Consider the following 25158-nt stretch of genomic DNA (forward strand, 5'->3'; position numbering starts at 1 on the left):
CGATTCTAAAATTTATCATAAAAAATCTATAAATTCGTATAACGTTTTAAAATAACAAGCTTAAAAACAATTCAATATGAAATGGCAAGGCAGAAGACAAAGTGACAATGTAGAAGACAGAAGATCAATTTCTGGCGGTGGCAAAGCACTAGTCGGCGGTGGAGTTATCGGAATCATTATTTTACTTCTTAATGTTTTTGGTGGTGAAACTGGCCAGCAAATAGCGCCAATTTTAGAACAAATGCAAGGCGGGCAACAACAAACCGAAGCTGCGGCTCCTTTAAGCAAAGAAGATGAAGAAATGGGGGCTTTTGTCAAAACTATGCTGGCTTACAATGAAGACACATGGACTAAGATTTTCGCAGAGCACCGAATGACTTACGAAAAACCAAAATTAGTTCTTTTCAAAGGCTCAGTACAAACTGCTTGCGGAGGTGCATCATCTGCTTCAGGCCCTTTTTATTGTCCAGGTGACCGAAAAGTATATATGGATTTAGCTTTCTTTGAAGAATTGAAAACCAAATTTGGCGCAAAAGGAGGCGATTTTGCGATTGCATACGTTATTGCGCACGAAATTGGTCATCACATTCAAACTTTAATGGGAACGTCTTCTAAAATGCGTCAGATGCAGCAAGGGAAAAGCGACGCCGAAGCTAATAAATTATCGGTAGCATTAGAACTACAAGCTGATTTTTATGCTGGAGTTTGGGCGCACGATAACCAAAAAGACCTTGAAGTTGGAGATATAGACGAGGCTTTAAGTGCAGCTAATGCTGTTGGAGACGATGCTATTCAAAGCAAAATGCAAGGACACGTTATTCCAGATTCTTTCACTCACGGAACATCAGAGCAGAGAATGTATTGGTTTAAAAAAGGGTTTAAAACCGGAGATATAACACAAGGCACTACATTTGAAGAAATTAGATAATACATAAAACCAAATAATTACCAACCAGAAAAGCACAACTCTACCAGTTGTGCTTTTTTTTGTTTAAACTAATAAATTCATTTAAGTGATTTATGTTTTGTTTGTCATTCCTCCTTCTTCGGAATGACAAGATTGTGAAGACTTATATCTAAAATGAACTTATATGGTTCAGAAACATATAAGCACAAAAAAAGCCTTGAATTTCTTCAAGGCTTTCTATCTGGGTGGCTGACCGGGTTCGAACCGGCGACCCGCGGCACCACAAACCGCTACTCTAACCAGCTGAGCTACAACCACCATTTTTCTGCTTAGCGAGTGCAAATATAGAACAAAGGTTGAGTTCTACAAAGAAAAAAATGAAAAATTTTCATAAAAATTAAATCAAATCTTCTAAGCTACTGACTGCCAAACATCTTTCAACTGTAAATCCTTCTGCAAAATCTCTTCCAACTAGTCTTCCTAAGTCTTGCGCACGATAATTTAGGCTTTCAAAAAAGTTTTTACTCGTAATTGGCGTTGCAGGTTCTTTCGAATTTGGATCGTAAAATTGAGTTTTATAGGCCATAATAGCTTCAATCTTCTTTTCTTCGAATCCTGTAATGTCTACAACGAAATCTGGTTCTAAGTTTTTCCACTGAATATAATGGTAAACTACTTTAGGTCTCCAAGCTTCTTGTTGCACTCCATCAACAATAGTTTCAATTTTCATTAAACCTGAAAGAAAACAAGCGTCAGAAACTAATTTGCTTCCTTTGCCGTGATCGATATGACGATCGTCAACCGCATTGCACAAGACAATCTCAGGTTTATATTTTCTGATCATTTTAATGACTTCTAATTGATGTTTTTCGTCATTAACGAAAAATCCATCGCGCATTGCTAAATTTTCACGCACAAGAACCCCTAAAATCTTCGCCGCATCTTTTGCTTCTTGATCTCTCGTTTCTGCTGTACCACGCGTTCCTAATTCGCCACGCGTCAAATCTACAATACCTACTTTTTTCCCAAGGGAAACTTCTTTTAAAATTGTTCCTGCACAACCTAATTCTACATCGTCTGGATGCGCACCGAATGCTAATATGTCTAGTTTCATTGTTTTTATTTTAGTCACAGTTTTCAGTCACAGTCACAGTATCTTCTTTAGTCAGAGTAAAAACTGAATACTGTGACTGAGACTGAGAACTTTATTCTCATTTTGTTTTCAATACTCTTTTCATCGTCATCGATTTATTGACGCTTTCTTCCCATTCTTTTTCTGGAATGCTTTCTTTTGTAATACCGCAGCCCATGTATAAAATCGCTTTATCTTCCTGAATCTGCATGCAACGTAAATTTACAAATAAATCAGAACTCGAATTGTTTCCTGTAAATGTGCTGTTTAATTCTCCTAAAAAACCCGTGTAGAAAGTTCTATCGTAATTTTCATTTTCGATTATAAATGTCTTTGATTTCTTTTTTGGAAGTCCGCAAACTGCTGGCGTTGGATGTAACGTATCAATTACTTCTTCTAAAGTCGAATTATCTTTTAAAACTCCCGAAATATCTGTTTTAATATGCCAAATCGATCCTGCTTTTAAACTGTAAGGTTCAGAAACTACAACCGAAGCTGTAAATTCTCGAAGTCTTTTCACAATAAAATCAGTTACAAATTGCTGTTCGTCTTTTTCTTTTTGCTGCCAAACAATTTCAGTTTCCTGATTGTCTTTTTGCGTTCCCGCTAAAGCCATTGTTTCAAAAGCATTTCCGTTTGCTTTTAGCAATTTTTCTGGCGTCGCTCCCATCCAAAGGCCGATTTTAGGATGAAAGAAACAATAGCAGAAAGTTGCAGGATATAATTGAACCAAGTGCTGAAAAGTTTCAACAAAATCAAATTGAGATAAAGGAACTTCTTCGCTTCGAGATAAAACTACTTTTTTGAATTCTTCATTTTTAATGGCTTGAATTCCTTGCGCCACTAAATATTCATATTGAAACTTCGCTTCAGGATCAAAATTTAAATCGTCAATTTCGATTGGTTCAAATGAAGTTGTTTCTTTATCGACAGTAATAATTTCAGATTCGTTTTCTGGAATCAGGATTAATTGTTTTTCATCAAAAGAAGCAAAAACAAATCCTTTTTCGCTGTAATCAGAAACCTTGTGCAACGTATTGTTTTTTTGTAAAATCCCAACATAGCTTTCTGTATTGGGTTTAGAATAAAGTACAAAGGGTAAATTTTGTTCTTTATGATTTTTAATTTTTAAGAAAAATGAATTCATGTTTATTCGCTTTTCTTTCTATCCAAAACCATATTCGTCAATTTGCAAAGCGAAACCAAATTCCCTTCTTCATCGGTAATTTTAATTTCCCAAAGATGAAGACTTCTTCCTTTGTGAATGATTCTGGCTGTTCCGAAAACATAACCTTCACGAATACTTTTTAGATGATTTGCCGAAATTTCGATGCCTCTTACCTCCTGCTCTTTCGGATTAATAAAAAAGAAAGAAGCTGCACTTCCGACACTTTCTGCCAAAGCAACAGAAGCGCCTCCATGCAATAACCCCATTGGCTGGTGAACACTTGGATTTACAGGCATTTTTGCAGTTAAAAAATCTTCTCCGGCGTCGATATATTCTATTTTTAGCGTTTCCATCAACGTGTTTTTAGTAAACTCATTACAGCGCGCTAAAATCTGCTCTTTTGTATAATTCATTAAAATAAACTTTAAAATCGTAAAATTAAAGAAAGATAAGACATAAATCTAAAATCAGATTCTAAAATTTAAAATTCAACTTCAAACATGTAGGTTTTTTGTTATTTTTACAAAAACAATCAAAATCTTTGATTGAACTTTTTTGCCACGAATTTGCACTAATTAAATTCGGGAAATTAGCGTAATTCGTGGCAAAAAAGCACTTAATTTGTGACAAAAAACATTCAAATGCGTCAATACTTTTTACTTTTCATTTTCGGAATAATTATAGCTTTCAGTTCTTGCCGAACTGACTTTGATACTGTTGCCAGTTCTGGAAATTTAAAGTTCTCAAAAGACACCGTTTATCTAGATACTGTTTTTAAGAATATTGGCTCGAGCACTTACCAGCTGAAAGTTTACAACCAAAGTAAAAATGACATTTCGATTCCGATTGTGCAATTTAAAAATGGCTTGAATTCTAAGTACAGAATGACCGTTGACGGAATGAGCGGCAACAATGGAAAAATTTTTAAAGATGTTACGCTTTTAGCGAAAGATAGTCTGTACATTTTTATAGAAACAACGGCAGATATTACAGACGCAAATCCTGATGATTTTTTATATACTGATGAAATTCAGTTTGACAGTGGAGCCAATTTGCAAGAAGTTGCTTTGGTTACTTTAATTCAAGATGCTGTGTTTTTATATCCGAACCAAAATGCTGACGGAACCAAAGAAAAAATTAAAATCAACGGAAAAGATGTTGACGGATTTTATTTAAGCGAAAGTGATCCTGCAAACGGAAATGAACTCCTTTTTACCAACGAAAAACCATACGTTATATACGGTTACGCGGGAGTTCCTGAGTTCAAAACCGTAATTTTTGAAGCTGGCGCCAGAGTTCATTTTCATGCCAATTCTGGATTATATGTTGGCGATAATGCTTCGCTACAAATTAAAGGAACAACTTCGACAACCGATAAATTAGAAAAAGAAGTAATTTTTGAAGGTGATCGTTTAGAATCTCTTTATGCTGATATTCCTGGACAATGGAAATCTGTTATTTTTTCAAACGGAAGCGCCAATCATACTATCAATCATTTGACTCTGAAAAATGCAGTCATTGGTTTAGATTTGCAAAGTCCTTATAATACATTCGAACTTAAAAATACCCAAATTTACAATTGCGCCGAATACGGAATTTTAGCTCAAGACACTCATGTCATTGCGAGCAATATTGCAATAAATTATGCTGGTATCGCTGCTTTATCTTGCGTTTATGGCGGAAATTACAACTTTACGCATTGCACATTTAATAACAATTGGTCAAGCAGTTCTCAAGTTGCGGTAAGTTTGAGCAACTCTTTAGCCGGAGCAACTCCAGAAGCCAATCCTTTAACAAATGCGATTTTTAATAATTGTATTATTTATGGTTCATCTACAAACGAATTCAATTTAGACAAAAATTCAAAAGCGGCATTTGTCTATCAATTGAACAATTGTTTATTAAAATTTAGCAGTTCAACTACAAATCCTAATTATCAATTCAAAACTGATACAGAACATTATACGAACATTATTTTAAACGAAAACCCAAAGTTTTATAATGTATCTCAGAATAAATTAAATATCGATAAAACCTCTTCCGCTTTCGCGAAAGGAAATCCAAACTTTATGATTTCAACTGATATTTTAGGAATTACGAGAACATCGCCACCAGATTTGGGCGCTTACCAAAGTCAAGATTTTCCTAAAAAGTAGTTTTTGCCACGAAGACACTAAGGCACGAAGGTTTTTATTTCACAAAGCATATCCGTAGAGACGCACAGCAGTGCGTCTCTACGGAATATTGGAACGAAAATCTAATCTGCCGAAATAACTTCGCGCCTTAGTGTCTTCGTGGCAACAAAAAACCTCGTAAGAAAATATATCTAAAATTAAACATCACTTAACATTTTCAATTCATAAAAGTAGTAGATTTGTTACAATACAATTTTAACTTTCTAAAATTCAATCATTTAAAAAGTTTAAAATTCAATTCCAAACCAAATCTTAAAAACTATTGATTATGAAAAAAAACTACTTTTTACTGTTATTGATGTTTGCCACAATTGGTTTTGCTCAAATTCCTTCTGGATATTACAGCACTGCAACTGGAACGGGTTATACTTTAAAAACACAATTGTATAATATCATTAAAGGCCATACCAACAACGGTTATGCCGGACTTTACACAACTTATCTGACTTCTGACGTTGATAATTTCTATGAAAATGACGGAACTATTTTAGACATGTATTCTGAGAATCCTTCTGGAACAGACCCATACAATTATACAACGGGAACTACTCAGAGATGTGGAAATTATTCTGTTGAAGGCGATTGCTACAATAGAGAACATATTATTCCACAATCGGTTTTTAATGAACAATCGCCAATGGTTGCAGATGCCCACTTTATTACACCAACGGATGGAAAAGTAAACGGAATGCGTTCCAACTATCCGCACGGAAATGTTAGTTCGGCGACCTATACTTCACAAAACGGAAGCAAATTAGGATCAAGTGCAGTTTCGGGATATTCGGGGACGGTTTTCGAGCCTATAAATGCTTTCAAAGGAGATATTGCCAGAATGTATTTCTATTTTGCAACACGATACGAAAACACAGTTGCAGGATATTCTTTTCCAATGTTTAATGGTTCAAGCAATCAAGTTTTCACAACAGCTTTCTTAAATATGCTTTTGGCTTGGCATGCGCAAGATCCTGTGAGCGCGAGAGAAATTGCTCGAAATAATGCTATTTATGCACGCCAAAATAATAGAAATCCTTTTATCGATCATCCTGAATATGTTAACCAAATTTGGGGAGGAACATCTTCTGGAGATACACAAGCGCCGACAGCACCAACAAGTTTAGCTTCGACAGCAAAAACCGCTACTTCAATTTCGCTTAGCTGGACAGCTTCTACCGATAATGTTGCTGTAACAGGATATGAGATTTATGCAAATAGCGCTTTAAAAACAACTGTTTCGGGAACTACAGCAACAATTACAGGTTTAACAGCCTCTACCGTTTATTCCATTTATGTAAAAGCAAAAGATGCTGCTGGAAACCCTTCTGCGTCAAGCAACACAATAAGCGTTACCACAGACAGTAACGGAACTGGAACTGCAACCGACCTTCTTTTCTCTGAATACATTGAAGGTTCAGGAAATAACAAAGCTTTAGAAATTGCCAACAATACTGGAAGTTCTATAAATCTATCCGCTTACACCATTAAAAAACAAACAAACGGCGCAGGTTCTTGGAGCACAGGATTGGCTTTGAGCGGCACATTAACGACAGGAAGCAAATTTGTAATTGTGAATAGTTCAATGTCGTCAAGCTGTTTTTCTACAAGTGCAGCCAACATTTCGACAACAGCAACCGAACTGACTTTTAACGGAAATGATGCTGTAGGTTTATTCAAAAATGGAGTATTAATCGACATCATCGGAACTTTCAACGGCGGAACAGCCAATTTTGCTATCGATGTTACTTTAAGAAGAAAATCGACTGTAACTTCTCCAAGCACAACTTTCAATTTGAGCGCGCAATGGGATTCGTATTCTCAAGATACCTGCAACAACTTAGCCAGTAAAATGGTTCAAACTGCCGAAATTGAAGAAGAAATTATTACAGATCAAATTTCAATTTACCCAAATCCTTCTAAAGGAAATTTCGATATTCAACCAGGAATTGTAGATGGTCCTTATTCAATTGAAATTTTCTCGTTTTCTGGACAAAAAGTTTTCGAAAAACAAAACACAACTTCAGCAGAAGTTTCTGTGCACAATCTTTCAACAGGAATCTACATTATTAAAATTATAAAAGGAGAAAAAACAGCATTCAAAAAGGTCATTATTAATTAAAAATTAGGTTTTCATCAATCGAAAAAGCGGCAATTTGCCGCTTTTTTTATAACCTTAGAAAGAATTTTCTTTAAAACTTATTTTTCTCTTATTCTAAAGCTTCATAAATTTTGCAGATTTATTCCTTAAAAAACATCAAAATTGTGCCGTTTTCTTTTGGATTATTTTCTTTCTAAAACTTTAATATTACAGAACATATCAAAGAAGGGATTTTAATAAATCTTTAATTTTTACAAAACATCGAAACCTCTTGATATTGCGTCTTTTTGGTAGAAAAAATGCAAGAAAAAAGCAATTTCATTTTTTTTGAAAAGAGATCGTTTTCAAATTTGCGCTTACTATTTATTTACATTAAATTTGCAGCTCAATACAACAAACTACACAAATGATCCATTTCTTTGAAAACCAAAGCAAAACTGTTTTTGCCGTACAAACGCAAAACGAAATTTCAGCTCAAGACATTTCAAAATTAAATTGGCTTTTTGCCGACGCGAGTAAAATCGAAAAATCAGCATTGCCTGGTTACTTCGTTGGTCCGCGCGCTACAATGATTACACCTTGGAGTACAAATGCTGTAGAAATTACTCAAAATATGGGTGTTTCAGGTATTATCAGAATCGAAGAATTTCATCCTGCAACGGAAGATTTCAATGATTTTGATCCGATGCTTTTCCAAAAATTCAACGAATTAGATCAAGAAATCTTCACTATCAACATTCAGCCAGAACCAATTTTGGAAATTGATGATATTGCAACTTACAACAAAGTTGAAGGTTTAGCTTTAAGCGAAGAAGAAGTTGAATACTTAAACAATCTTTCGACTAAACTTGGAAGAAAGTTAACTGACTCTGAGATTTTTGCTTTCTCACAAGCGAATTCAGAGCACTGCCGTCACAAAATTTTCAACGGAACTTTTGTTATCGATGGTGAAGAAAAAGAAACTTCTCTTTTCAAATTAATCAAAAAAACATCTCAGGAAAATCCTAACGATATTGTTTCTGCTTACAAAGACAACGTTGCTTTTGTAAAAGGACCAAAAGTGCAGCAATTTGCACCAAAATCGGCTGATAAACCTGATTTTTACGAAATAAAAGAATTCGATTCGGTTATCTCTTTAAAAGCCGAAACACACAATTTCCCAACAACCGTTGAGCCTTTCAACGGTGCTGCAACTGGATCTGGAGGAGAAATCCGTGACCGTTTAGCAGGGGGACAAGGTTCATTGCCATTGGCTGGAACTGCTGTTTACATGACTTCATATTCTCGTTTAAATAACGACAGAAAATGGGAAAATGCAGTGGAAGAAAGAAAATGGTTGTACCAAACTCCAATGGATATTTTGATTAAAGCTTCAAACGGAGCTTCTGATTTCGGAAATAAATTCGGTCAGCCGCTTATTACAGGTTCTGTTTTAACTTTCGAACATGAAGAAGAAAACAGAAAAATTGGTTACGATAAAGTGATCATGCAAGCGGGTGGAATTGGTTACGGAAAATTAGATCAATCAATTAAAAAGAAACCACAAGAAGGCGATAAAATCGTTATTCTTGGTGGAGAAAATTATAGAATTGGAATGGGTGGTGCTGCAGTTTCTTCTGCAGATACAGGAGCTTTCGGTTCAGGAATTGAGTTGAATGCGATTCAGCGTTCAAATCCAGAAATGCAAAAGCGTGCTGCAAATGCCATCCGTGGATTAGTAGAAAGCGACAATAACCCAATTGTTTCTATTCACGACCACGGTGCGGGCGGGCACTTAAACTGTCTTTCTGAATTAGTGGAAGAAACTGGAGGTTTGATCGATTTAGACAAATTGCCTGTTGGAGATCCTACTCTTTCTGCAAAAGAAATTATTGGTAACGAATCTCAAGAAAGAATGGGATTGGTTATTGGTCAAAAAGATATCGATACATTACAAAGAATCGCTGACAGAGAGCGTTCTCCAATGTATGAAGTTGGAGATGTAACAGGAGATCACCGTTTTACTTTCGAATCAAAAACTAACGGTTCTAAACCAATGGATTATGCTTTGGAAGATTTCTTTGGAAGTTCTCCAAAAACAATCATGACCGATAAAAAAGTAGACAGAAAATATGCTGACGTTGCTTACAATGCAGCAGATTTTGAAAGCTACTTAAAAGACGTTTTACGTTTAGAAGCTGTTGCTTCAAAAGACTGGTTGACAAACAAAGTTGACCGTTGCGTTGGAGGAAAAGTGGCTAAACAGCAAAATGCAGGTCCATTACAATTGCCATTGAATAATGTTGGTGTAATGGCATTGGATTATTTAGGAAAAGAAGGAATCGCAACTTCTATCGGGCACGCTCCTATTGCTGCTTTGATCGATCCTGTTGCGGGATCTAGAAATGCAATTGCAGAATCATTATCAAACTTAGTTTGGGCTCCAATTATTAATGGTTTAAAAGGAGTTTCATTATCTGCAAACTGGATGTGGGCTTGTAAAAACGAAGGTGAAGACGCTCGTTTATACGCTGCTGTTGCAGGATGTTCAGAATTTGCAATTGAATTAGGAATCAATATTCCGACAGGAAAAGATTCACTTTCAATGAAACAAAAATATCCAAACGATGAAGTAATTGCTCCGGGAACGGTTATTATTTCTACTGCTGGAAACTGTACAGATATTAAAAAAGTAGTTGAGCCTGTTTTACAGAAAAACGGAGAATCAATTTATTATATCAATTTGTCTCAAGATGATTTCAAATTAGGAGGTTCGTCTTTCGCACAAATCAGAAATACAATCGGAAACGAAACTTCTACAATTAAAGATTCGGCTTTCTTCAAAAATGCATTTAATACGGTTCAGGAATTAATCGGCGAAAGCCAAATTTTAGCGGGTCACGATATCGGAAGCGGTGGTTTAATCACTACTTTATTAGAAATGTGTTTTGCTGATGTAAATCTTGGAGCTAAAATTGATTTCAGCGCTTTCGCGGAAAAAGACTTATTGAAAATCCTTTTTGCAGAAAACATCGGAATCGTATTCCAAGCAAAATCGGATTCAGCTGTTGAAGCTAAATTAAACTCTAATAACATCGAATTCTTTAAATTAGGTTCTGTTCAAGAAACTGCAACTTTAGAAGTAGGAAATTGGAATTTAGATATTCCAACTTACAGAGATGTTTGGTTCGAAACTTCTTATTTATTAGATCAAAAACAATCTAAAAATGGAACTGCAAAAGCACGTTTCGAAAATTATAAAAATCAAGTTTTAAATTATACTTTCCCAACTCATTTTACAGGAAAGAAACCAGAAATCGACAACTCAAAACCAAGACCAAAAGCAGCGATTATCCGTGAAAAAGGAAGTAATTCTGAACGCGAAATGGCAAATGCAATGTACTTGGCTGGATTTGACGTAAAAGATGTTCACATGACCGATTTAATTTCTGGACGTGAAACGCTTGAAGATATTCAGTTCATTGGAGCAGTTGGTGGATTCTCTAACTCTGACGTTTTAGGTTCTGCTAAAGGTTGGGCTGGAGCTTTCAAATACAACGAAAAAGCAAATACAGCATTGAAAAACTTCTTTAAAAGAGAAGACACTTTATCTGTTGGAATCTGCAACGGTTGCCAATTGTTTATGGAATTGGAAGTTATTAATCCAGAGCACGAAGTTCACGGAAAAATGCACCATAACGAAAGTAACAAACACGAAAGTATCTTTACTTCTGTAAAAGTTCAGGAAAACAATTCGGTTATGTTATCTACTTTGGCAGGAAGCACTTTAGGAGTTTGGGTTTCTCACGGAGAAGGAAAATTCAAATTGCCTTACGCTGAAGATCAATACAACATTGTTTCTAAATATGCTTACGAAGGATATCCTGCAAACCCGAACGGTTCTGATTACAACACAGCTATGATGTGTGACAAAACTGGAAGACACTTGGTTATGATGCCTCACATTGAGCGTTCGACTTTCCAATGGAACTGGGCGCATTATCCAAAAGACAGAAATGACGAGGTTTCGCCTTGGCATGAAGCTTTTGTTAATGCAAGAAAATGGATTGAGAAAAACTAATTTTTTAGTTTCCATTATATAAAAAAATGCCCCGACGCTATCCTTGTCGGGGCATTTTTTTTAATTTCTAAAGGTTGAAACAATTCCAGTTACAACATTTGAAGCACCAAAAGCAAACAGCCCAGAAGCAACTGCATTTTGACCTGCAAAAAATTGATTTTCCAAAATAGCATTACTAAAGAATAATCCGCCTGCAGCTCCTGCTACAAGACCAATTCCGATTAATGCAATTGTCCACCATGGTTCTGGATCTGGCGGTGGCGGCGGGTTTTTCCAAAAACGTTTCCACCAACCTGGATATTTGGTTCCGCACCATCCCATCGCTAAAAATAAAGCAGTTTCCATAATTTTAAAGATTTAATTTGTGCCTACTCTTCTGCTTTTCGGCTTTCGCATTACAGAGGTAAAATTATCGGTCTTCTCAATCAATTCTATTCTGCTTTTACCCGTTTTTTAAAGGGGAAAAACACCTTTTTTTCTTCGTTCTAATTCCCTTTCTTAAACTAATTAATTTACCCTAAGTTTAATTTAATACTATCTTAAGGCGCTTTATTATTCATTCTTTGATTGGATAAATAACTTTGCCTCATGGAAAAATGGAAACAAAATTTACTCGCTGCAATTATCTTATTCGTTATAAGCCAATATTCTTTTAGCCAAAAAACAAATTCAATTAACGGAACTGTATCAGATGGAAAAAATCCAATCGAGTTTGTCGATGTGATTTTAAAACCTGTTACTGACACAACAAAAACAGTAGCTTATGCTACAACTGATTCTACTGGAAAATTCATTCTTGAGAATATAAATCCGGCAGAATACATTTTAAAATTTCATCTAATTGGTTTTAAAACTTACAATCAGAAAGTAAAATATACAGGCTCTCCTATTTCACTTAATAATATTGTGTTGCAAGAAGATGCGAATCTTTTAAATACAGTGGTCGTAAAATCTGAGAAAAAGCAAATTCAGAAAACGGCTGAAGGTTTTGTTTTTAATGCGGTTTCAAACATTTCGCAATCTGGAGGAACTGCAATTGATATGCTAAAGAATATCCCAACGGTTTCAGTAGATGCCGATGATGCCATTTCGTTAAGAGGAAAAACACCTTTAATTTTAATTAATGGAAAAAATTCTGCCATTACTGATATGAATCAGATTCCGGCAAGCAGTATTGAAAGTATCGAAATCATTACAAGTCCGACCGCGAAATACGATGCTAATGCTGAAAGCGGAATTATCAATATTAAACTTAAAAAGAATAATCTAAACGGAATAAATGGAGCCGCGGTTCTTGGCGCTGGTTTTGGAGCAAAAGGAAGATTAAGCAGTTCTGCGCTTTTAAATTATAAAAATGACAAATGGAATGTTGGTCTTGCCTACGACAATCGTTTTGCAGGAAGAACAAAAAGTATAAAAGGCGAAAGAACCAATTATTTTATTGATGATGAACATTTTATTCTTCAAACGAGACATGACGAACGAACAGAAGGTTTGCAGAATTTGAAATTCAATCTTGATTTTTCACCAAACGAAAGAAACTTATTTTCATTTGAAGCTTTGGGAAATCTCGAAAATAAAGACAATGACGAAACTTTAAACAGTACTATTTTCAACAGTTCAAATCAATTTTTCTCTGCTAATCAGCGTCATTCCTTAGAAATACAAAAAGCAAAAGCTGCTGAAATGGCTTTCAATTATGACCGTAAATTTTCTGATGATCGAAAAAGTTTGAACGCTAATATTACCACTTCATTCAATTTTGGCAGAGAAAATACAGATATCGATACTAATAATTATAATGAAAACGGAGCGCCAATTGGTGATACTTTCTGGCAGAGAACGCATAATTATTCAAAAGAAAATATCTCAAATGCTATTCTGAATTACACTTTTCCTATTTCACAAAAATCAACATTTGAAACGGGTTACAAAGGAACGTTTAGATTCTTTAATTCTGATTTTCAAAGTGCTGATTTAGTTAATGGAGATTATGTAATAAATCCGCTTACGAGCAATATTTTTGATTTTAACGAACAAATAAATGCTTTCTATGGAGTTCTGAATTCTTATTCTGGAATGAAAGAAAATGAAAAATGGAAATATTATTTGGGACTTCGTGCAGAACAAGTTTCAAACAACGGAAAAACAGAAAATGGAAGCGATAATTTTTCTAATAATTATTTGAAGTTTTTCCCTTCTGCTTCTATTCAATTGAATTTGCAATCTGATGAGTTTTTAAAATTAGTCTACAGCAAACGTATTAATCGCCCAGATTTAGATGATTTAAATCCGTTTGTTGATATTACCGATGCGTTAAATCCGCATGGAGGAAATCCGTATTTGAAACCTGAAATCATTCATATCGTAGAATTAAACTATAATAAAGATTGGGATAAATATTCACTTTCAGGAAATGCTTTTTATAGAAATGCCAACAATACCATTAGACAATATTCTATCCTTCAAGACGATGGCTCGGTTTTATTGCAACCTCAAAACATTGGAAATATGGTTACTTACGGAATTGAAGGTGTTTTCAGTCTTAAACCATTTTCATTTTATGATGCCAATATCAGCTTGACGGCGTTTCAGCAAAATATTAGCGGAAGCAATTTACCTGGAACCGAAGACAATGTTGTCAACAGTGCCTTCAGCTGGTACGGAAAAGTCATCAATAATTTTATTCCTTGGAAAGGCGGAAAACTGCAACTTATTGGAAATTATAATTCTGCAGTTGCAACTCCGCAAGGGAAAAGAATTCCGATTTACAATGTAGACATGGGATTTCAGCAAAAATTAGGAAAAGGAAATGCCCGATTAGGATTGGTTGTAACCGATATGTTTAACACTTTGGAAAGCGGTTATAAAAACAATACTTTATTATTTAAAAACAACAGAACCTCAAAATCTGACACAAGAGCATTGATGGTTACATTTGCTTATACATTTAGATCTGATTTTAAAGAAAAATTATTAGAAAACCAGTTTTCAACAGAGTAAAAACTCACTTGAAATCATAAAAAAAGAAAAATTTCATTCTTGTATTTTTAAGCTATAATTCTATTGAAAATTTGGATTATATTAGCCGAAAGAAATCTGCCCGACAGATTTTTAAAGCCCAAAAACACTTAATCCTACATAGAATGAAATTTTTACATTTATTAGTGGTAACACTATTTTTTACTGCCCTTCAATCACATTCGCAGGTTCACGTTGATCAAATTACTCATAATTCTAAAGAGCGTTATATTACTACAACAATTGGTTATCCAGTTCAAGGAACCTACGCTCCAATAAACCAGAAAGAACCTATTACGGTTTTAAATCCAGACGGAACAGGTTTTATTCAGGCTGAAGATTTAAGCAAACAAAAAATCAATTGGGGAATTGAATGCACAGACGAAGGTGTTCCTATTTTTAAAGAAGGATTCAATAGTGCTTCTTACACATTTTGGTACAGACCAAATGACAGCAACGAATGGTATTATTCTCAATTCTCTATTCATTTTGTCAAGAAAAAAATGTTTTTAATGGGCGAAAGAGTAAAAGTATACGAGGATTATAACGTTCAATAGATTTCAAAACGAGCCTTCAAATTAAATTTTTCTTGATTTTTTAGAAATTTCACAGCGAAAAAGAAAACGTTTTCGTTGATTTTTAATAGTCTCTACAAATTTTCCCATTAAATTTTATAAAACTGAAAATCATACCCAAATTTTATTTAATTTGCAATAAAATTCAATATATTAAACATGGTTTCAATCACACGCCTTTTTGATTTTCCCTATTATCAACAAGAAACTTACAACCTTCCAGTTGCTCTGGCAACCAAAAAAAATGGAGCCTGGGAAAAAACATCTAGCCAAGAATATATTGCAAAAGCAAATGCTGTTTCGAGAGCATTATTGCGTATGGGCGTTCAGAAAGATGATAAAATCGCATTAATTACTTCAAATAACCGTACGGAATGGAATATTATGGATATTGGAATTTTGCAGACTGGTGCTCAAAATGTCCCTATTTATCCAACCATTGCAGAAGAAGATTACGAATATATTTTAAACCATAGCGGTAGTATTTACTGTTTTGTTTCTGACGAAGAAGTACTACAGAAAGTAAATGCTATTAAAGCGAATGTACCTACTTTAAAAGAAGTTTTTTCTTTTAATGAAATTCCAGGATGCAAACACTGGACAGACCTTCTTGCTCTTGGCGAAGACGAAAGCAATCAAAGCGAAGTTGAAGCTAGAAAGGACAGTATCAAAACCGATGACTTAGCAACAATCATTTATACATCTGGAACAACAGGAAGGCCGAAAGGGGTTATGCTTTCGCACAAAAACATTGTTTCTAATGTTTTGGACAGCGCGCCAAGAATTCCTTTTGATCCAGGAAAAAGCACTGCATTGAGCTTCTTGCCTATTTGCCATATTTTTGAAAGAATGATTTTGTACATCTATCAATATTATGGTGTTTCGGTTTATTTTGGAGAATCAATTGAAAAAATCAGTGATAACTTAAAAGAAGTCCGTCCAACTGTAATTACAGCTGTACCAAGACTTTTAGAAAAAGTTTACGATAAAATTTATGCTAAAGGTGCAGAACTAACAGGAATTAAGAAAAAACTGTTTTTCTGGGCTATTGATTTAGGTTTAAGATACGAACCATACGGAGCAAATGGTGCTTGGTATGAATTCCAATTAAAAATTGCCCGCAAACTGATTTTCAGCAAATGGAAAGAAGGTTTGGGAGGAAATTTAGATTTAATGGTTTCTGGAAGTGCCGCTTTACAGCCACGTTTAACAAGAGTTTTTGCTGCTGCAGAAATTCCGGTTATGGAAGGTTACGGTTTATCTGAAACTTCTCCTGTAATTGCTGTTAATGATCAAAGAAACAGAGGTTTCAAAATTGGAACCGTTGGAAAACCAATTCAAAATCTAGAAGTTAAAATTGCTGAAGATGGCGAAATTTTACTAAAAGGACCAAACGTAATGTTAGGTTACTACAAAGATCCAGAAAAAACGGCTGAAGCAATTATAGACGGTTATTTCCACACAGGAGATATCGGAGAAATTGACAGCGAAGGTTTCTTGAAAATTACAGATCGTAAAAAAGAAATGTTCAAAACTTCTGGAGGTAAATATATCGCTCCGCAAATGATTGAAAATGCGATGAAACAATCTCGTTTTATTGAGCAAATTATGGTTATTGGCGAAGGCGAAAAAATGCCAGCTGCGTTTATTCAACCAAATTTTGAATTTGTAAAAGAATGGGCAAAAATTCATAAAATTACTTTAGGAAATTCTACAGCTGAGATCGCTGCAAATCCAGAAGTAATAAAACGTATTGATAATGAAGTAGAGGAAATCAACAAAAAGTTTGGTCACTGGGAACAAATTAAACGTTTTGAACTGACTCCTGATGTTTGGTCAATTGATGGCGGACAGCTTACTCCGACTTTAAAGTTAAAACGTAAGATTATTAAAGAGATCTACAAAGATCTTTATGCTAAAATCTACGGAAACAATTAATAAATCAAGATAATATAACCAAAATAAAAAGGCTGTCTCATTGAGATAGCCTTTTTTAGTTTTCAATAAATATTTTTTCTCCTCTGAATATTTTTTAATTACTTTTAATCTACTAAAAATAAAATAATGAAAGAATTTATCGACAGCATAAATTGGTTAGAAGTTTGGGATTTTTCAAAACAATTTATTTTGCCAAACTTAGGTTGGTTTATATTTTGGATTATTTTATTTATTGTTCTGGGAATTATTTTAGGCATTATTTTCAATGTTTTTTTATATCGAAGAAAATTCTTTTACCGCGATAAAAAATATTATAACTGGATTGCCAAACTCTGGATTCCGTATTTCCTAGTTGTCATTTTATATTTTATGACCATGATTGGCTTTTTCTACGGAACACATTCTATTTTACGAAGTGAAAATAAGAACATCGCTGCCAAGATTTATTCTAACACCTTTGGAACCACATTTTCATCTGAAAAAGAGAAAAAAGAATTTTTGCATGCTTTGCAAATATTCTCAAATTCTTCAGAAGATGCCAGTAAATCGCTTACCAAAGCATTCGGTGCTTATATACAACAAAACAATAGCGGTTTAAGCACTTTAGATAACTTCAAAAATTCTTCGACTTCCTACTTGCTTCAAAAATACGAATCGGATGTTTATAGCGCTTGTTTATACGGTTTGATGAAAGCTGTTGACAAAAAAGCCGATATGAGAAATGTAAAAGATATTGATTATGCCGAATTTAAATCTACATTGGCAAAACTAGATCAGATTGAACCTCATAAAATTGAACTCTCTTTACAATCAGAAATGGGGAGAAAAGTACAGTCGTTTCAGAATTTTATTTTTTATGGAATTCTGAAACATGAATTGCTTTTTTTCTTGTTTTTTCTTTTGATTCCGTTTGTTGAACTCCTCATTTATATCAAATTTGTAAAAACGCCAGCAACAGCTCAAAATACAGATGCTTCTAATATTTAACAGAAAGGCTTTCTCAATGAGAAAGCCTTTTTTCTATCAAAAAACGGGTATTTTTACTTTAAACATCCAACTCTAAATGGTGTATTTTTAGGTTTTCTTTTAACTAAAAACTGAAAAATATGCCTTGGACCGTTCTCGAACCGCTATGGAAACGTACTCTAAATACTGAAAACGCAAATCCAGACCTTACCAACTGGGACAACGAAATTAAAACACTCTATCAATTGGGCATTGGAATGGAGGATACTTTGCGCTTTTTATATTCTGAAAAACCTAATTTTGAAACTTTCAAAACATGGATTACTAACAGAAAACAAAATACAGCACCAGAAATAGAGGATTTATCTGAAAACGTTTTATCTCAAGAAGATCTTGATTTTTGGAATCAAAACGGTTATGTAGTGGTTAAAAATGTCATTTCTAAAGAAGATTGCGAAGCCACACAAAAAGCCATTTGGGACTATCTAAAAATGGATCCGAATAAAAAAGAAAGCTGGTACAAACCACATGAAGAACAAAAAGGACTAATGCTTAATTTTTCAGATCATGAAACCTTAAACCGCAACCGTTTTTCGCCAAAAATAAAAAAAGCTTATGAACAGCTTTATAAAACTACCAAAATCTACAAAACGATTGATAAAGTTAGTTTTAACCCTCCAGAAACAAGTAATTTTTCTTTTTTAGGAAACTCACTTCATTGGGATATGAGTTTAAAAAAGCCTCTTACTTACGGCCTTCAAGGATTGCTTTATTTAACTGAATGCGGAGAAAATGATGGAGCTTTTCATTGTGTACCAGGGTTTCATAACCAAATTGATGAATGGTTGGACAAGGTTGAAACTCATGAAAATCCGAGAGAGAAAGCATTACAAACATTGCAGTCAAAACCAATTATTGGCGATGCTGGAGATTTTATCATTTGGCATAATGCGCTTCCGCATTGCGCAACACCAAACAAAGGAGAAAATCCAAGAATGGTTCAATATCTTACCTATCTCCCAGATGATTACAATGCTGCAGGAGAATGGATTTAAGTTTTTGAGTAATTGTAAAACGCGAAAAACTGTAAATGCAACGATTTACAGTTTTCTACAGTTATCAGCTATCCTTTGATAACTGCGATTAACAAATTAAATTCTAATTTTTAAGACACCAATTCAAAATCTTAGCGATGTTTTTGGCATCGTCAATTCCGCGGTGATGTGTTCCTTCTAATGGAATATTTAGCAAATGAAGCGCTCCATTCATTCCCGTTGGTTTAACCAAACCGAACTTTTCGGCAAAATGCTCTTTTACATTAATATGCTCCTCTCCCATTGGATAGGAAACCCCAAACGATTTACATTGTTTTTTCAGCATGTTCAAATCGTATTGACCGTAACTTGCCCAAGTGTACAAATCTGGATTATATTCATCGACTAACTGATGGACGGCATCTTCAAAGTTAACACCGTTTTTGTCTAACAAATCTTCAGTAATAGTCGTTAATTCGGTACAAAACAAACTAACGCTCGAGCGCTGTGGTTTTACCAATATTCCTTTATTCTTCGAAATTTCACCAGTTTCTGTATCCAATACAGCCAAACCGATTTCTATAATTTCATTTTGCTGCCCGCTCGGGACAGCGCCTTGCCAACATGTGGCTTCTAAATCGATGATAATAACTTTATCTGTAGTTTTCATTTTTAATTTTTTTAAATTGAAACCATCAGTTTAATGCTGATGGCTTCTGTTGAGTATTCTGTTTTTATTAGAAAAACATGCTTTTGAAATCTAGAAAGAAACTTCTTTTCTTAGACTTTTTTTCAGGCTTTTCTTTTTTTGCAGCGCTCTTCTTCTTTTCAAAAACAGCTTTAGCTTTTTCAAGCTTTTTAACTGATTTTATCTCTTCAGTTTTAGACATTTCGTAAAACTTTTTGAAAGGACGTGGCTCAAAATCAACCAAAATAGCTGCCATGTTTATAGCATCGATGTTTGATGGATCTGTTTCTCCTTTGAAGAACGTTTCAATAGGTCGGAATTTATCTTTCTTTTCCTTGAACTTATTTTTTTTGGTATGATCGAAATCTAAACCCAATAGATTCTTGAAAACATTCAAGTCATCTTGAGTTGGGTTATTTTCGAAAATAAGCCAGCACAAATCACGAAGTTTACCACGAGAAGGCTTGTACAAATAATCAAAGTATTTACCGCCTTTTTCTGTCTCGTATTTATTTCTAATTGCTTTTTTGTATATTTCTAGTGTATTGTTTTGCATGGTATTTTTTTTTTTGCAATTCTTGGAATCTCAGGAAATCGAAGGCTTTTCTGGGAAATCCAATATCACAAAAGTTCAAAAGCACCCTTGCTCTACCAGAGAAAAATCTCTAAATGATATATTTCATTTCCCAAAAATTTGCCTTTCCATTCCATAGGTTAGCGCGTTCTAAATTTGCTTCTCTATTCGAGGCAAACGAAGATTCACTTAACTCCACTGTATCTGTTTGACCGGTATTAAGACCAGACGAAAATCCTATTTCTTGATTCATCCTTAAATTTTTATTATTAAACTAAACTCTCAGCGTTTAACACTAATCGTTCTATTTTTACTTTACGAAGATTTCTTTTAATTGACCAATTACGTTTCCACTGCCTGAAATGGTGATTTCACCAATTTTTTCAGCAATTTTTTCTACGTATTCCATCTCTTTCAACTTCCACAACATTTCGTTTTCTTCCATCAGCTTTGCTGTGTTAAGTAAACTTCTTGTTGCTGCAGTTTCTTCTCTTCTCATAATGCTGTTTGCTTGCGCTTTTTTCTCCGCAACCAAAACCTGATTCATGATTTCTTTCATATCTCCTGGAAGAATTACATCTCTTATTCCAGCATCAGAAATTTTCAAACCTAAATCTTCGATTTTAGTTTTTGCTTCTTCTAAAATTGCATCGGCAATTGCATCTTTCTTAGTTAACAATTCATCTAAAGTCAAGCCTCCAACAAAAGCTCTTAAAGCCAATTGCATTGCTACATACAATTGTTTTTCAAAATCTTTATTTTCGACCAAAGCTTTCATAATATCAACAACTTGGTATCTCACAAAAAAGTTGATTCTCAATCCTGCTTTATCTTTAGTTAGCAACTCTTGGCCGGAAATCTCCAATTGCTGCTGTCTTGTATCGACAGTTTTCACTTCTATTGTAATGCCATTATTCCAGAAATAATATGATCCTGATTTCAACTCTTTCACAAAAGTTCCATTCACAAACAACAATGCTTTATCGTTGCTTGCTACAATGAATTTTCTGCTAAAAATCTTCAATTGCAGATCTAAAAGATTTACTGGAATATCTTCCGTAATTTCAATCTTAGAAAGGTCTGCTCTAGTAAATTCATTTTTCACAATTCCTTTCCAGAATGCATATCTTCCTGCTGGCAGAACTCCTTTAAAGTTTCCGTTGACATATTGCAGAACAATTTCATTATCTGCAACCTCAACAACTTCTAACATTGAAGCCAACACTTCATTTTGCAATAAAATGTTCAACTCAAATGGAGCCTTAAATGATGCATTCATATCATAAATCATTACGGTTTTGTTTCCAAAAACCCAGTGCATTCCTTCTTCTAATACTTTTAATAATTTTCTATTTTCGAAAAGCAATCCTACTTGGTACGCTTCTATTTTTATTCTCTTTATCATGGTTATATTTTTTTTTGTTTTGTTTGTTTCATGTTTCAAGTTTCATGTTGAACCATGTTTCTTCTATTATCTTTAATTCCCTTCTATTTTTTCTTTTTTTAATAAAAAACCTCTTTGTCTTTCTCCTCTAAGAAAAACGGACGGATAGTTTGTTCTTTGTCTGTCTGAATTGTTTCTGATTCTATTTTGTTGAGAGAATCCCCAAATTCTCTTAACAATCAAATCAAAAAGAATACAAACTTTTCAAAACACATTGCTATTCGCTCTGGCTTTATCAGAGTGTGAAATTTCAGATTCGAAAATCTTGATTTCACTGACAAAGACAAATCGGTTTTTTTCAATGGTCATCTTTTTAAGAGTGATGGTCTCTACTGTTACAGGTTTTTGAGACCCGTCGACTTACCGGATTCGTCCAACCGAAGCACATTCGGTGCAGGATTCGAACCTGCATAACACATCCAATGCTCTATCCAAATTGAGCTACCACATTACTGTGAATGGGATTCGAACCCACAACCCTTAGATCCCTTGTGAGATAATTTTTTGGAAAACTATCGAAACCTCCAAACCAAGCTGCATAGAAAAACATAATACGCTTTCGCGAAAAGTCCGCTACATTGGTGCTATACTGAAACACCCAACAAGGCTTGTTTGATATTGTTAAATCAAAGTTTCCTTTGATGTCATTTCATTTTGTAAAAGAACGTACATTGATTCTTAATCAAATATTCAAATAATACTGCGCAATTATTCTGCGTAGAAAGCAAAATTTTCATTTTGTACAGGAAGAGAGACTCGAACTCTCAGGAAACTGATCCTAAATCAGCCGTGTTTACCATTTCACCATTCCTGTTTTGTCTGGGAAGCAGGATTCGAACCTGCGACCTCCCGCATCCAAAGCGGGTAAACAACCACCGTTATCTTCCCAGTTTTCTGTGCAGCTAAGTTTTTAAAAACTTTGTCCCTCTGCCCCTTTGTTCCTTTCAGCCTAAGCATAAAAAAAGCACCCGATTAAAGGTGCTTCATAACAAATACGATATAATTATCTTATTGCCTATAATGATGCACCGACATGTTTGTCCCTTCACGATCCGAACTCGCTAATAGCCCTTTTGCGTTAGGTATGTTAGTTTTAAATTTCATTTTATATATTTTATTATTATTTAAAATCACTGTTATTTGAAACTCTTTGTTTCGATTTTGTTTGGCAAAGATATGATGGAAAAATTCATATTTCCAAATTATTTTTAACATTATTTTATTGATAGTCAATTAGTTAAACACAAAACAAAAGCAAAGAAATTCCTGTCCGCATACTCGTGCAGATTTCTGTTTTGTATCAAATGGCTGTCGCTCATCGGGTTACTCTCCAAGACTATATTTCGCTATTTTGATTAATCATTAAACATTTTGTCAATTTATTTTTTTGTTTTTTTTAGTTATGGTTTGATTTTCTATTATTTTCTTGTCATTCTATCGAATTTAAAACAAAAAAAGCGCCCTACTTTGAGGACGCTTTTCTATTTTATGATGAGTTTGACTCTAATTTTTAAATTTCATTTTCATAAAAATACATATTGCATCCTGATACTTTAGCTGGAAGTGATCCGGCTAAGTGGTCAAAATATTTTGCGATTGAAAGTGTCATATGTATTTTTCTGTTTTTTAATTACAAGGACAAATGTAGTCTTTTATTTCTTAATTTAACAAATAATTATAAAAATGTTTAATTTACAACAACCCTAAGTTCTTTTATAAAAACAAAAATTTAGTGAAAATATATTTTTACAATTTAATAATATAATTTCTAAATCTGCTAAATCCTCATAATGAAAAACTTACAAATACATCAAAAGAAAAGTTTAAAAAAGACGCTATATTTTTAATTCTTAAGGTATTCAATTAAAACTTTTTTTCTATGTTTGTTTTGAGTTTAAGAAATACCTTGCTTTTTCTTGTAAAAGAAAATGATGATGTTTCGTCATCGGTGTAAAATTATTTGACATTCAGCACTACTTCTATCTTATGGATGAGAAAAGGTACTATACGTACAGTTTCGGTTCCACCTCCTCGAGATTAACTGTACGTATAGTACCCTTTCTCGGGAGTTGATAGACATAGTCCTTAGAGAATACGAAGGTTTTAAACTTTAAGCCCTATTGCTGCAATAGGGCTTTTTTTTTAATAAAAAAATCGATTATAATTATGTCTGAACAGCTTAGCAAACAACAAATTTATGATAGAATAAGGGCTACCTCAAAAGATAGCTACGTATTAGAAGAGATGCAGCGTTTAGGTTTTTGGGAGTCTAGTGACCAGCCTACTCTATCTGAAATCCTTATCAAGCAAGAAGCTACGATAGAAAAGGAATTGAATGAGCTTTTGGCGCAAGACAGAAAATTTAACGATAGAGAAGCGATGATTCTTGAAATGCGTAAAGCAAGAATGAAAGCTGCTAAAGAAAAAAGAGTCGAAACCAAATTAAAACAAGAACAAAAACGTCTTGATAAAGCTGAAAACTGGAAATTATTACAAGAAAAACAGATTCTTTATTTAGGCGAAACGGTATCAAAAGGGCTAAATTTTAAAGAAGCAAATACTGCAATTTTAGAAAAATACAATCTGCCCGTTTTTGAAGATGCATTGGCTTTGGCTAAAAGCATGAATATCGATTTAAAAGCTTTACAGTATCTTGCTTACAACAGAAAGGTTTCTAAAATTAATCATTACCATACTTTTGAACTTGAAAAAAAATCAGGTGGCAAACGTAAAATTTCGGCTCCAAAACCAAAACTAAAAGAAATTCAAACTTGGGTTTTAGAAAATATACTTCATAAAATACCTTATACTGCAGAAGCAAATGGTTTTATAAAAGAACGTTCTATTGTAACCAATGCACAACCGCACATTAACAAAGACATTGTTGTTAATATCGATTTAAAAGATTTTTTTCCAACTATAACTTATAAAAGAGTAAAAGGATTATTCTGTAAAATAGGTTATTCTGAGGAAGTTGCTACGATTTTAGGTTTAGTTTGCACGTATTCTGAAATTAACGAAACAACCTTAGACGGCGTTACCTATTACGTTCAGGCTGGCGAGCGCAAATTACCGCAAGGTTCGCCTGCAAGTCCGGCAATTAGCAATTTAATTGTATATAAGCTGGACAAAAAAATAAACGGATTAGCTAAAAAATTGAACTTCAGCTATTCGCGTTATGCAGACGACATGAGTTTTTCTACCACTCAGGAAAACAGCCAAAATATTTCGCGTTTATTACATTTCGTAAAAAAAATAATCGAAGCAGAAGGTTTTATCGTTCATCCTGAAAAAATTCATGTGATGCGAAAAGGAATGCAGCAAAAAGTAACCGGAATCGTTGTAAACGAAAAACTTAATGTTG

The 25158-nt window shown here is 34.1% G+C and carries 17 protein-coding genes and 3 tRNA genes; 10 read left to right on the plus strand and 10 right to left on the minus strand.

Annotation, left to right across the window (positions count from 1 at the left end; all coding sequences use genetic code 11):
- Positions 1-76: 76 nt before the first annotated feature.
- Complete coding sequence (locus ACE01P_RS13480; protein WP_379698655.1) at positions 77-928, plus strand: neutral zinc metallopeptidase; 852 nt, start codon at positions 77-79, stop codon at positions 926-928.
- 223 nt (positions 929-1151) lie between these two features.
- On the opposite strand, the gene ACE01P_RS13485 is transcribed toward ACE01P_RS13480, so the two are convergent.
- From ACE01P_RS13485 to ACE01P_RS13500, 4 genes are all read right to left on the minus strand, one after another.
- A tRNA-His gene (locus ACE01P_RS13485) sits at positions 1152-1225 on the minus strand.
- Between the two features lie 79 nt (positions 1226-1304).
- A complete protein-coding gene (bshB1, locus tag ACE01P_RS13490) occupies positions 1305-2021 on the minus strand; it encodes a bacillithiol biosynthesis deacetylase BshB1 (RefSeq protein WP_379698658.1) in 717 nt (238 codons plus the stop codon).
- A gap of 97 nt (positions 2022-2118) precedes the next feature.
- The gene (locus ACE01P_RS13495) at positions 2119-3186 is read right to left on the minus strand and encodes a chorismate-binding protein (protein WP_379698661.1); all 1068 of its coding nucleotides are present in this window, start codon (positions 3184-3186) and stop codon (positions 2119-2121) included.
- A 2-nt stretch (positions 3187-3188) separates the two neighbouring features.
- The gene (locus ACE01P_RS13500) at positions 3189-3620 is read right to left on the minus strand and encodes a PaaI family thioesterase (protein ID WP_379698664.1); all 432 of its coding nucleotides are present in this window, start codon (positions 3618-3620) and stop codon (positions 3189-3191) included.
- 228 nt (positions 3621-3848) lie between these two features.
- Between ACE01P_RS13500 and ACE01P_RS13505 the strand changes: the two genes are divergently transcribed.
- The 3 genes from ACE01P_RS13505 (at position 3849) to purL (ending at position 11554) form a co-directional block, all read left to right on the plus strand.
- A complete protein-coding gene (locus ACE01P_RS13505) occupies positions 3849-5363 on the plus strand; it encodes a hypothetical protein (protein WP_379698667.1) in 1515 nt (504 codons plus the stop codon).
- A gap of 307 nt (positions 5364-5670) precedes the next feature.
- Complete coding sequence (locus ACE01P_RS13510; protein ID WP_379698669.1) at positions 5671-7515, plus strand: endonuclease; 1845 nt, start codon at positions 5671-5673, stop codon at positions 7513-7515.
- Positions 7516-7900: 385 nt separating this feature from the next.
- Complete coding sequence (purL, locus tag ACE01P_RS13515; protein WP_379698671.1) at positions 7901-11554, plus strand: phosphoribosylformylglycinamidine synthase; 3654 nt, start codon at positions 7901-7903, stop codon at positions 11552-11554.
- 60 nt (positions 11555-11614) lie between these two features.
- On the opposite strand, the gene ACE01P_RS13520 is transcribed toward purL, so the two are convergent.
- Entirely contained in the window at positions 11615-11899 is a 285-nt protein-coding gene (locus ACE01P_RS13520) for a hypothetical protein (protein ID WP_308068999.1), read from the minus strand.
- Between the two features lie 243 nt (positions 11900-12142).
- On the opposite strand from ACE01P_RS13520, the gene ACE01P_RS13525 reads away from it, so the two are divergent.
- The 5 genes from ACE01P_RS13525 (at position 12143) to ACE01P_RS13545 (ending at position 19109) form a co-directional block, all read left to right on the plus strand.
- Positions 12143-14557, plus strand: a complete 2415-nt coding sequence (locus ACE01P_RS13525) for a TonB-dependent receptor domain-containing protein (RefSeq protein ID WP_379698673.1) — start codon at positions 12143-12145, stop codon at positions 14555-14557.
- A 143-nt stretch (positions 14558-14700) separates the two neighbouring features.
- Positions 14701-15132: a hypothetical protein gene (locus ACE01P_RS13530; protein ID WP_379698675.1), complete on the plus strand. Its 432-nt coding sequence runs from the start codon at positions 14701-14703 to the stop codon at positions 15130-15132.
- Positions 15133-15309: 177 nt separating this feature from the next.
- Positions 15310-17088, plus strand: a complete 1779-nt coding sequence (locus ACE01P_RS13535; RefSeq protein WP_379698677.1) for an AMP-dependent synthetase/ligase — start codon at positions 15310-15312, stop codon at positions 17086-17088.
- A 126-nt stretch (positions 17089-17214) separates the two neighbouring features.
- Positions 17215-18075, plus strand: a complete 861-nt coding sequence (locus tag ACE01P_RS13540) for a hypothetical protein (protein WP_379698679.1) — start codon at positions 17215-17217, stop codon at positions 18073-18075.
- 119 nt (positions 18076-18194) lie between these two features.
- The gene (locus ACE01P_RS13545) at positions 18195-19109 is read left to right on the plus strand and encodes a phytanoyl-CoA dioxygenase family protein (RefSeq protein WP_379698681.1); all 915 of its coding nucleotides are present in this window, start codon (positions 18195-18197) and stop codon (positions 19107-19109) included.
- 103 nt (positions 19110-19212) lie between these two features.
- Here ACE01P_RS13545 and ACE01P_RS13550 read toward each other — a convergent pair whose 3' ends face one another.
- The 5 genes from ACE01P_RS13550 to ACE01P_RS13570 form a co-directional block, all read right to left on the minus strand.
- A complete protein-coding gene (locus ACE01P_RS13550; RefSeq protein ID WP_379698683.1) occupies positions 19213-19758 on the minus strand; it encodes an exonuclease domain-containing protein in 546 nt (181 codons plus the stop codon).
- A 67-nt stretch (positions 19759-19825) separates the two neighbouring features.
- Positions 19826-20332 carry a hypothetical protein gene (locus ACE01P_RS13555; RefSeq protein WP_379698685.1) on the minus strand — a complete coding sequence of 169 codons (507 nt, stop codon included), beginning with the start codon at positions 20330-20332 and terminating at the stop codon, positions 19826-19828.
- 328 nt (positions 20333-20660) lie between these two features.
- On the minus strand, positions 20661-21755 hold the full coding sequence (locus ACE01P_RS13560; protein WP_379698687.1) for a slipin family protein: 1095 nt from the start codon (positions 21753-21755) through the stop codon (positions 20661-20663).
- Positions 21756-22535: 780 nt separating this feature from the next.
- Positions 22536-22608 (minus strand) — tRNA-Leu (locus tag ACE01P_RS13565).
- A gap of 4 nt (positions 22609-22612) precedes the next feature.
- Positions 22613-22684, minus strand: a tRNA-Pro gene (locus tag ACE01P_RS13570).
- Positions 22685-23960: 1276 nt separating this feature from the next.
- Here ACE01P_RS13570 and ACE01P_RS13575 point away from each other — a divergent pair.
- The coding region (locus tag ACE01P_RS13575; RefSeq protein WP_379698689.1) for a reverse transcriptase family protein at positions 23961-25158 on the plus strand (1198 nt) is incomplete at its 3' end.

Source organism: Flavobacterium sp. HJSW_4, assembly GCF_042436695.1.
In the GTDB taxonomy this organism is placed as follows: domain Bacteria; phylum Bacteroidota; class Bacteroidia; order Flavobacteriales; family Flavobacteriaceae; genus Flavobacterium.